The organism is Proteus mirabilis ATCC 29906 (assembly GCF_000160755.1).
Classification (GTDB): Bacteria; Pseudomonadota; Gammaproteobacteria; order Enterobacterales; family Enterobacteriaceae; genus Proteus; species Proteus mirabilis.
Window position 1 is genome coordinate 328,757 of sequence record NZ_GG668577.1, and the last position, 8,828, is coordinate 337,584.

11 protein-coding genes and 1 pseudogene are annotated in these 8,828 nt (G+C 42.4%); all 12 read left to right on the plus strand.

Annotation, left to right across the window (positions count from 1 at the left end; genetic code table 11):
• A partial coding sequence (locus tag HMPREF0693_RS08010) for a lysozyme (protein ID WP_004244728.1) occupies positions 1-436 on the plus strand: 436 nt, incomplete at its 5' end.
• The gene (locus HMPREF0693_RS19125) at positions 418-576 is read left to right on the plus strand and encodes a hypothetical protein (RefSeq protein ID WP_004244729.1); all 159 of its coding nucleotides are present in this window, start codon (positions 418-420) and stop codon (positions 574-576) included. The genes HMPREF0693_RS08010 and HMPREF0693_RS19125, both read left to right, overlap by 19 nt.
• A gap of 2 nt (positions 577-578) precedes the next feature.
• On the plus strand, positions 579-1,040 hold the full coding sequence (locus HMPREF0693_RS08015; RefSeq protein WP_004244730.1) for a lysis protein: 462 nt from the start codon (positions 579-581) through the stop codon (positions 1,038-1,040).
• Between the two features lie 641 nt (positions 1,041-1,681).
• A complete protein-coding gene (locus HMPREF0693_RS08020) occupies positions 1,682-1,909 on the plus strand; it encodes a hypothetical protein (RefSeq protein ID WP_004244731.1) in 228 nt (75 codons plus the stop codon).
• 172 nt (positions 1,910-2,081) lie between these two features.
• The gene (locus HMPREF0693_RS08025) at positions 2,082-2,378 is read left to right on the plus strand and encodes an HNH endonuclease (protein WP_004244733.1); all 297 of its coding nucleotides are present in this window, start codon (positions 2,082-2,084) and stop codon (positions 2,376-2,378) included.
• A gap of 137 nt (positions 2,379-2,515) precedes the next feature.
• Entirely contained in the window at positions 2,516-3,115 is a 600-nt protein-coding gene (locus tag HMPREF0693_RS08030; protein ID WP_004244735.1) for a terminase small subunit, read from the plus strand.
• Between the two features lie 3 nt (positions 3,116-3,118).
• Positions 3,119-4,780, plus strand: coding sequence for a terminase large subunit (locus HMPREF0693_RS08035; protein WP_004244736.1), 1,662 nt, complete (start codon positions 3,119-3,121; stop codon positions 4,778-4,780).
• 36 nt (positions 4,781-4,816) lie between these two features.
• Positions 4,817-6,760, plus strand: a complete 1,944-nt coding sequence (locus HMPREF0693_RS08040; RefSeq protein WP_004244737.1) for a phage major capsid protein — start codon at positions 4,817-4,819, stop codon at positions 6,758-6,760.
• A gap of 55 nt (positions 6,761-6,815) precedes the next feature.
• Complete coding sequence (locus HMPREF0693_RS08045) at positions 6,816-7,037, plus strand: hypothetical protein (RefSeq protein WP_004244738.1); 222 nt, start codon at positions 6,816-6,818, stop codon at positions 7,035-7,037.
• 47 nt (positions 7,038-7,084) lie between these two features.
• Positions 7,085-7,879 carry a phage portal protein gene (locus tag HMPREF0693_RS19695; protein WP_004244739.1) on the plus strand — a complete coding sequence of 265 codons (795 nt, stop codon included), beginning with the start codon at positions 7,085-7,087 and terminating at the stop codon, positions 7,877-7,879.
• Complete coding sequence (locus tag HMPREF0693_RS19700; RefSeq protein WP_004244740.1) at positions 7,851-8,402, plus strand: phage portal protein; 552 nt, start codon at positions 7,851-7,853, stop codon at positions 8,400-8,402. Before HMPREF0693_RS19695 ends, HMPREF0693_RS19700 begins: the two co-directional genes overlap by 29 nt.
• A pseudogene (locus tag HMPREF0693_RS19130) lies at positions 8,399-8,828 on the plus strand (hypothetical protein); the annotation flags it as partial. The gene HMPREF0693_RS19700 and the pseudogene HMPREF0693_RS19130, both read left to right, overlap by 4 nt.

Genomic DNA, 8,828 nt, shown 5'->3' on the forward strand with positions numbered 1-8,828 from the left:
TGCGGGAGCAACAGCCATCGCATTAGTAGTGATAGCCCATTTTGAAGGTGTGCGTTATGAACCTTATCGTGATGTGGCAGGCATTTTGACGGTTTGTTATGGGCACACAGGCAAAGACATTATTCACGGTAAAACATATACACAACAAGAATGTGATGCGTTATTACAAAACGATTTTATTAAGACACAACAGCAAGTCGATGCATTAATCAAAGTACCACTCGATGACTACATCAAAGCCGCTTTATATTCCTTTGCTTTTAATGTAGGAATGACAGCATTTGCTCGCTCAACATTACTCAAGAAACTAAATGCTGGTGATAGAGCGGGTGCTTGTGAAGAAATAAAACGTTGGGTATATGCGGGTGGAAAGGTTTGGCGAGGGCTTGTCAGTCGTCGAGAAGCGGAGTCAGCACTATGTCATGGAAACCTTTAATCATCATTATCAGCTTTATCCTTGCATTACTCATCACAGTCGCTGGTGGTATTTATCTCTTGATTGATAACTCATGTACTAAAGACCAAGTGAGTTTAGAAAAACGCTGTCAGATTGCACTCTCACATCATCGGTACTAATCATGAAATATGGGAAACTCTATGCTGTCATTGTGATGGTAGGCATCATTGTGGGAGGCTATTGGGTGATTAATTGGCAAGCTAACAGAATTAATCTATTAGTAGAAACAAACAAAGAACTAACGATTGCTCTCGAAGAACAGAAGTCTATTAATACTGACTATCAAGCACGCATAATGCGATTAAATCAGTTGGATATTCAATATACGCAGGAGCTAGCGAATGCTAAGAATGAAATTAGTCACTTGCGTGATATTAGTGAGCGTCATCCTGAGCGGGTGTACATCAAAGCCGAGTGTCCCAAAGTCAAAACCACTCCCTCCACCAGCTTGGCTTATGCAACCACCGCCCGACCTACTGACACCGCTATCAGAAATTATTGGTTACTCAGAGAGCGAATTGCAGAGTCAGAACAGATGATTAAAGGGTTGCAGGATTACATTAGAGTAGAGTGTGTGAACTAAAAAAAGCCCAGCATGGGTGCATGGGCAAACTAACTAAACACCAATCAGTAAGAGTATAGCGAGGTTGATTTTAGTTAGTATAGCTTAAGTAAGTATATATACCAGTTTAGTATTATTAATTATCTATTTTTAGTTAACTAATTGATATAAATAAAAATAACCCTGTGAGTTTGAGTTCACAGGGTGGCTAAAATTAAGCGAAAAATAAATACATGTTAATCATACTGCTATCCTTATTCCAATGCCAATAGAAGGCGTCGCGTTGTCGCTGTTCTCATACATTAACGATGACATGTTCTCCTCACATTGAGTGTGTAAGAGTAATCAAAAACAACGAATACCACCGTTTTGTTATTTTCGGTCATTATCAGCAACGTCAGCTGTAGGTAGAAGAAGGGGCGTGACGATGGAGAGACATCATCTACAAACATCATTCATTGAGTTGTGTATACAGATAGCCATCAGTTAATCGCTGGTGGCTTTTTTATACGTATTTCATTGCTCATTCACGGAGCAATTCAAAAACGTCGAATTCAATTACTTTGATATGAGCCTTCGAGGAAGTCAGTTATAGCTGGCGAGCTTCGACGGGCTGATTTTCTATGTGAACGAGGGTTCATTTCAAATGAAGGTAATACGCTATGAATAAATCCTTAGTTTTTAAAGGTGACGAAATTCCTCTATTTGATAATGGTGATGGAAAAATCTGGTTTACCAACAAGCAACTTTCAGAATTACTTGGGTACAAAGATGAGTCATCAGTAACTCGTATCTTTAATCGAAATAAAGACGAGTTTACCGACAGTATGTCTCAGACGGTCAATTTGACCGTTAGTAGGGATAAGCCAATAAAGGTGAATTTTCTTTGAAGGGAAATATAAAAAAGAGCTCACAACCAAGAGATAGTGAGGCTCAAAGTAATGAATATAACTGTTTTGTTATTTTCTGGGCATTATCAGCAACGTCAGTTGTTGGTAGAAAAAAGGGAGTGACATCATTTTGTCAATCATTCACTAATATCACTAGGCTAGATCGCACATCATGAGTCGATTAAAAGTACTAAAACCACGTATTCCCGTGTTAAAGACGAAAGTGGTTAAACCATTAGATGTTGTCACAAGGCGAGTGACTGGATCACAACGGCAAAAACGAAGGTTATTAAAGTGGCAAGAGAACCCGCATTGTGCCGCATGTGGGAGCTTGTTAGCTTTCCCTGATGGATTTGAATTAGACCATATCATTCCTCTATTTAAAGGTGGAAAAGACACCATTGAAAACTGTCAGGTACTTTGTATTGAATGTCATCGAAAGAAAACAAAAGAAGAATTATCTTGCTAATGTGAGGCTAACAGCAAAGAAGGGGGGGAGGTGAAAAAAATAAAAATAGATCGCCTCGGCTACCTCGCCCCCTCTCATTCAGAGAAAAAATTCTGTTTTTTGAAAGAAGTTAACCTTATTTAGGTAAGGATAAAGTGATGCTAACAGGGCGAAAAAAGAAATTTGCACAAGCCCTGAAAAAAGGGATGACGCAACGAGAAGCCGCGATTGAAGCGGGATACAGCGAGAAAACTGCTCAGGTAAAAGGGAGTCAGTTAGCCAAAGATCCGGATGTAACAGCTTATCTAAGGCGCAGTATTAATGGTAATACTAAAGTTAATACTCATTTAAATCAAAAAGTTAACTCTAAGGTTAATTTTGACGTTAACACTGAAGTTAATTATCATTTAAATCATGAGGTTAGCAATAAAGTTAACCCTACAATTAATCGAAAAATTAACTCTAGAGTTAACTCCAATGTTAATTCTGACATTAACGCTGTTATCACGGATAAAGAGAGGTCGTCACAGGTACACGACTATCCTGATCCTCTGGCCGTGATTGCCGAAATCATGATGAAAAATAAAGACATCGACCCTAAATTATCGCTTGATGCCGCCGCAAAATTGGCACCTTATCTGTGCAGTAAGAAAGGGGACTGTGGCAAAAAAGACGAAAAGAAGAAAGCAGCGAAAAAAGCCGGTAATCGTTTTTCACCAATGCCTCCCCCAAAATTAATCATCAACAACAAGGGTTAAACTATGCCATATTGGACTACCGCTTGCCCTGATTGGGAGGAGCGAATAAAGCATGGGCGCTCGATCATTCCTCCACCGATATATCCTGAACAGGCAGAGCTTGCGTTAAATATCTTTAAGCAATTAAAAATAGTTGATGCTCCGGGCAGCCCAACGTTTGGTGAAGCTTGTGCTCAATGGATATTTGACTTAGTGTCTGCGCTATTTGGCTCGTATGATGCGCAAACGGGACGGCGATATATTACTGAAGTTTTTGTCCTTATCCCAAAGAAAAATTCCAAATCCACGTTAGCTGCGGGGATCATGATGACAGCGTTACTGTTAAATTGGCGCCAAGCTGCAAGTTATACCATCATTGCACCTACTGTTGAGGTCGCGACAAATGCTTTTAACCCTGCAAGGGATATGGTGAAGTATGATGAAGATTTGGATGATTTGTGCCAAGTACAGACACACATTAGGACCATCACGCATAGAAATACGGATACCACACTGAAAGTATTAGCCGCCGATGCGAATACGATCTCAGGTATTAAGTCAGTAGGAACGCTGATTGATGAACTGTGGTTGTTTGGCAAACAAGCGAATGCGGACGATTTGCTTCGCGAAGCGATAGGGGGGTTGGCTTCTCGACCAGAGGGATTTGTGGTGTATACCACGACTCAATCCAATGAGCCTCCATCAGGGGTATTTAAGCAAAAATTACAGTATGCCCGTGATGTGCGTGACGGCAAAATTCATGACCCTAACTTTCTCCCTGTGATTTTTGAACATCCACATGACATGGTAGAAAGAGGAGAGCACTTGTTAGCGGAAAACATGGCCATGGTAAATCCCAATTTGGGGTATTCGGTGGATGAAGTTTTTTTAATGCGAGAATTCTGCAAAGCAAAAGAGACAGGAGATGCCTCTTTTCGCGGTTTTATGGCAAAACATGCCAATGTGGAAGTGGGGCTCGCATTGCGTTCTGATCGTTGGGTGGGCGCGGACTTTTGGGAGCCACAAACAGATGACACTTTGACGCTTGACGAAATCCTTCGTCGTTCAGAGGTGGTTACTGTCGGTATTGATGGTGGCGGATTAGATGATTTGCTCGGTTTATCGATAGTGGGGCGATGTAAAAATACGCGTCAATGGTTGTCATGGTCTCATGCTTGGGGGCATTCATCGGTGTTTGAGCGTCGAAAAAGTGAAGTGGCCAAATTGCTCGACTTTGAAAAAGACGGTGATTTCACCCTCGTTGCACAAATAGGGGATGACACGAAGGAAGTGGCTGATATTGTTGAACGAATTTATCAGACAAGGTTGATGGATAAAATTGGCATTGACCCTTCAGAAATTGGGGGATTACTTGATGAAATCGTGCAAAGAGGCATTGAACAAGATGCTATTGTGGGGATTTCTCAAGGGTGGCGGCTAGGCGGTGCCATACAAACCACTGAAAGAAAACTGGCTGAAAAAGTGTTATTTCATGCTAAACAGCCCTTAATGAATTGGTGTGTGGGTAATGCAAGAGTTGAACCTAAAGGGAATGCCATACTGATTACCAAGCAAGCCAGTGGTCGATCGAAGATAGATGCACTGATGGCGCTGTTTAATGCGATATCACTGATGGCATTAAACCCTGATCCTCCGCAGAAACAATACAAATCTTATTTTATTTAGAACCCGCCAATGGCGGGTTTTTTTTAAGGAGTCTGCATGGAAAATCAACGTTCCTACAGTCTATTAACGATTAAATCAGTGAATGAAAAAGACAGAGAAATCGTGGGCATGGCGACAACACCGTCAACTGATGCTTATGGCGATATTGTCGAGCCAGAAGGTGGCGTATTTACACTACCGCTTCCCTTGCTATGGCAGCACAACATGGAACAACCTATTGGCGAAGTTATCGACGCGAAAGTCACACCACATGGGATCAAAATTAAAGCAAAGATAGCCCAAATAGCCAGTCCACCGGGATTATCTGCACGACTCGAAGAGGCGTGGCAATCCATGAAGTCTGGGCTGGTGAAAGGGCTTTCTATCGGATTTAAACCGTTGGAATATGCTTTTTTAGATGAGGGAGGGATCCGATTTACCAAATGGGTGTGGACGGAATTATCTGTCGTGACGATCCCCGCCAATAAGGATTGTCATCTTCAAACCCTTAAATCGATGTTTCAACCGCCGGCTGCGTCTGGCTCAAGGCGAGTTGTCCATTTATCTTCTCAATTATCCGCTGGCGTTTCAGCAAAAAATGCATTTAATAAGGAACATACGATGAATATTGCCGAACAAATTAAATCATTCGAAGCGAAAAGATCGGCCAATGATGCGGCACGATTAGATATCATGAACAAAGCAGCTGAAGAAGGTCGTACTTTGGATGTGGAAGAATCAGAGCAGTACGATAATTTAACCTCGGAAATCAAGGCAGTAGATAGTCATTTAGTGCGTTTGCGTGAAATGGAAGCCTCCCAAGCCAAACAAGCTAAGCCGATTGATGTTGAGCAAAACTCATTTCGTGAAGCCTCTCAATTGCGAGGCGGGATTATAAAAGTAGACGAAAAATTAGCGCCAGGCATTGAATTTGCTCGTTATGTGAAATGTTTAGCCGCCTCAAAAGGTAACACAACACAGGCGTTGGAAATTGCAAAATCACAATACCCAGAGCAACCCCGCATACAGAATGTACTCAAAGCGGCGGTAAACGCAGGGACAACGACCGATCCACAATGGGCGGGGACATTGACGGACTATCAACATTTTGCGGGTGATTTTATTGACTTTTTACGCCCTAAAACCATTATTGGTCAATTTGGTATCGGGGGGATCCCGTCATTGTTTCGTATTCCGTTTAATGTGCGTATCCCTGGACAAATCAGCGGAGGAAAAGGGTATTGGGTGGGGCAAGGTGATCCCAAACCACTGACTAAATTTGATTTTCAATCTATTCAACTTGGCTTTGCAAAAGTCGCAAACATTGCCGTGCTGACGGATGAATTAGTGCGCTTTAGCAACCCCGCGGCGGATACCCTTGTACGTAATGCCTTGGCGGCTGCCATCATTGAACGCATTGATATTGATTTCATCGATCCTAACAAAGCCGAAGTCACAAACGTGTCACCCGCTTCCATTACGCATGGTGTGAAAGCCATCCCATCAACAGGCAATCCTGAAGCGGATGTTGAGGCAGTGTTTGAAGCCTTTCTGAAAGCCAATCTTTCGCCGACAAGTGGTGTTTGGATCATGTCTTCCATGACAGCATTAGCCTTATCAAAAATGAAAAATCCATTGGGTCAGAAGATGTACCCTGATTTGAGTTTCCTCGGTGGGGCTTTCCAAGGCTTACCTGCGATTGTGTCACAGTATGCGGGGGAACAGTTAATTTTGGTTAACGCGCAAGATGTGTATCTTGCCGATGATGGTCAGGTGGTAATTGATGCGAGTCGTGAAGCGTCTTTACAAATGGAAGATAGCCCAACTAACAGCAGTAAAACGGGGACCGGAGCCCAATTGGTGAGCATGTTCCAAACCAACAGTGTGGCTATTCGTGCAGAGCGCTTTATCAATTGGCGCAAACGTCGCCCAGAAGCAGTGGCCTATGTGTCGGGTGTCAACTACCGCACAGTCACAGGGGGAGATAAAAGCCCAAAGTGATCACGGTGGACAACGCCGAAGTGACAACAGACACAACACATAGGAGGATAAATTAATGGCTGTCATTCAGAAAATTAATGTGGGCGAAAAAGCCAATGATGGCACAGGCGATACGTTGCGAGACGCTTTCGTAAAAGCCAATCAAAACTTTGAAGCCTTAAATACTGCTGTGCAGAAAGGGGGAGCTGATCCGAACGGTGACTTAGGAAAAGAGCTTTCTAAGGAGCTTGAGGCACTCACATTACGTGTCGAATCGCTTGAAAAGACGAAAGAGTAACATAAGGGGCGGTATAGCCCCTTTCTTTTTCATGGGTTGGGGACTTTATGCCAATATTAACGAACATTGCCCAGGCCGTGGTTAAGAGACTGGCTGGTCTCGGAGAAGGTTGGCTCACGATTTTCAGAGAACCTTTTACTGGCGCTTGGCAGCAAAATATGGCGCTTAGCCGAGAAGAGGTATTAACTTACCATCCTGTTTTTTCCTGTGTGACATTAATCGCCTCAGATATTGCTAAAATGCCCTTGTTATTAAAACGAAAAGGGCATGATGGGGTATGGCACGAGCAAAATAAAGGTGCTTACACGGTGATAGTGACACCTAACTCGCTACAAACCAGGAATCAATTTTTTGAAAATTGGCTCAATTCAAAATTGACGACGGGGAATACATTTGTTTTTAAGGTGCGAACACCTAAAGGAAAAGTGCAAGAACTGAAAATACTGGATCCAAACCGCGTTAAACCACTGATAACCGATAAAGGGGAGGTGTTCTACCAATTATCTACGGATAATATTTCAGGAATAGCGCAATCGGTGACGGTTCCCGCTAGAGAGATTATCCATGATAGATTTAATTGTCTCTATCATCCCTTAATGGGGTTACCGCCTGTTTATGCGTGTGCATTATCCGCGGCACAAGGGACAGCGATCATGAAAAATGCCACACATCTCTTTGTGAATGGGGGTAAGCCCAGCGGTGTTATCGAAGTGCCTGGCAAAATCAGTGAAGAGGACGCTCACACGCTAAAAAAATTATGGGAGACGAATTATGGTGGTAAAAATGCGGGTAAAACAGCAATATTAACAGAGAATGCCAAGTACAAAAACTCTTTCATTTAACCCAGTCGATTCTCAGTTAGTTGAACAGTTGAAATTGACGGCTGAAATTGTCTGTTCGGTGTTTCATGTTCCTTTGTATAAAGTCGGGCTAGGAGAGGTTCCCTCATACAATAATGTTGAAGCATTAGATCAGCAATACTATTCCCAATGCTTACAGTCTCATATCGAAGCTATTGAGATCTTATTGGCTCAAGGTCTTGATTTACCGTTGTCTGAAAAAATTGAATTTGATTTAGACACATTAATGCGAATGGATACCGCAACACGCTTTAAAGCTCACAATGAAGGAATTAAAGGTGGGTGGTTATCGCCGAATGAAGTGCGTAAGAAGGAGAATTTAGCGCCTGTCGAGGGCGGAGATACACCTTATTTGCAACAACAAAATTATAGTTTGGCGGCATTATCATGGAGAGATAAACAAAAAATGCTGACATCCTCTGATAAAAGCGAGTTATTTGTGGAGACCGTGAGCGAAGCATCGGTGCAGGACGAAAAACACTATTTTGCGGAGTGTATCAAGTGAATCAACGTGAAAAACAATTTACCGATAACTTGATTGAGGCTGTGAATAATGCGTTAGCGAAGCGTGATGCGCGTATTGATAGCTTAATGGAACAGCTGTCACTTTATCAGCAACTGCTCCAGAAACAAGAGAATGATATTGCTGCCTTACTCTTGTTGTTAGAAGAGCAAGCCAGTGCCTCACTGAATCGCCTTGAACAGTGGTTTGATGCTGAAAAAAATAGCTTTGAACAATCCTTACATGCTTTTCTTATTCAGCAAGTCAAGGCTATTCCTATACCTAAAGATGGTAGAGATGGTCACAGTGTGACATTAGAAGAGATTAAACCGCTGATTGATTCGGCGGTTAATTTGGCTATTTCCGCGCTTCCCAAACCCTTAGATGGTAAAGATGGAAAAGATGGTCACAGTGTGACATTAGAAGAGA